Consider the following 1,427-nt stretch of genomic DNA (forward strand, 5'->3'; position numbering starts at 1 on the left):
CCGTTGTGGTTTTTGATGATTCTACGTTGATTAAACCCCTCTTTGACAATAATATCATATCCTAAGAAGTTACCTTGTTGGTCATAGGCTTCATAAGCCGGCATTCCCGTCTTGCGATAGTAGTCCGGCACCACGCTCACGCGTTTGCGATGGTAAAATGCATCTGGGTGTTGCTGTTCTAATTCTTTAAAATCTCGAGCGGTACCTAAGATGGTCTGCACTAAATTTTTATTTTTCATCCAAGGATAGGCACCCTTGACCAATACCGCCGTTCCTGTCACACGAGCTGTTGCCGGTGAAGTACCTTGGTCTGACATTCTCTCCCCATTATTCTTAAAATAGGTCGAGGTAGAAGGTGCTGCAATACACCACTCTGCTGTGCCACCACAAAGATTGGCATTCACATAATCTTCACGAGGAGAGGATACCGTAATAAAGCCATCTTTGAATTTTTCATTGATTTTTGGTGCAAAGTTAATATCAGGGTGGGCATCGTCTTTATAAAAATTACCCGTTGCCTTTAAAAGCAACGCATCTTTGTTGATAATCAAATCGTGCAATGCTCCCAAATCGGCAAAATTACTTCTGCCAGTCACAGGGTCGTACTCTACACCGACACTAGGATTTTTTACAATATCTTCAAGCCATCTTGTGCGAGTATATTGGTCATAGGTCATCCCCCATGAATTATTAAAAATCTTCACGCCATGATCTTTGTTTAACTTATAAGCCATCAAGATAAGATTACCCCCATTGGAGTTCTCTAAACTTTTTGAGCCATAAATTTTTGCATTGCTATACCCATTATTACCTGCAATAACACTTGCCATTTGAGAGCCATGGTCTGTACCAGCTCTGTAGGTCGGTGAAGATATGTTAACTTCTTCAATACCACTTCCTGTACTACCATCACCACAACCCTCTTCATATTGAGAACTGCCTGGTCCAAATCGACATTGCACAACAGTATCATGAACATTTGCCCCCACCAAAGCAGGGTTTCTCTTATCCAGTCCAGAATCAATAACGCCCACTTTAATATTGGTCGTGTCTATTTTTGTTTTTAACTGGCTAAGCATTTGGGCATGCTCTTCTTCTTTCATCCCGTAAAATGCATCAGTAATACCAAGTCTTGGAATGGGTTTATCCCAATCCGTTTCATAACCATAAGCACCTCTTCTAACCTCAAAACCAATGTTGTTTTTATATTGAGGATCTTTAGTCACCACATCCACGGTATCCATATTATTATAACCCGTGATGGTGCCTGTAGCAGGTCTTGGCTGTGCTCTAACCAATTCTGGTTTTACCTGACGCTCATAAGTAGGCTTGGTCAGCTGCGCTGAAGCCAAAGGCTTGACATAGTCAACAGGGGTTGGGGCTGGCTCAGGGGTCGGTTCCGGAGTAGGCTCGGGTTGTGGAGTCGG

At 42.7% G+C, this 1,427-nt stretch carries 1 protein-coding gene; it reads right to left on the reverse strand.

Features of this window, described 5'->3' with window-relative positions; all coding sequences use genetic code 11:
* Positions 1–1,427, reverse strand: a 1,427-nt coding sequence (locus B5J93_RS13115; RefSeq protein ID WP_158080756.1) for a S8 family peptidase, incomplete at both ends; no start/stop codon positions are given.

The sequence above is a fragment of the Moraxella equi genome, assembly GCF_002027555.1.
GTDB lineage: Bacteria > Pseudomonadota > Gammaproteobacteria > Pseudomonadales > Moraxellaceae > Moraxella > Moraxella equi.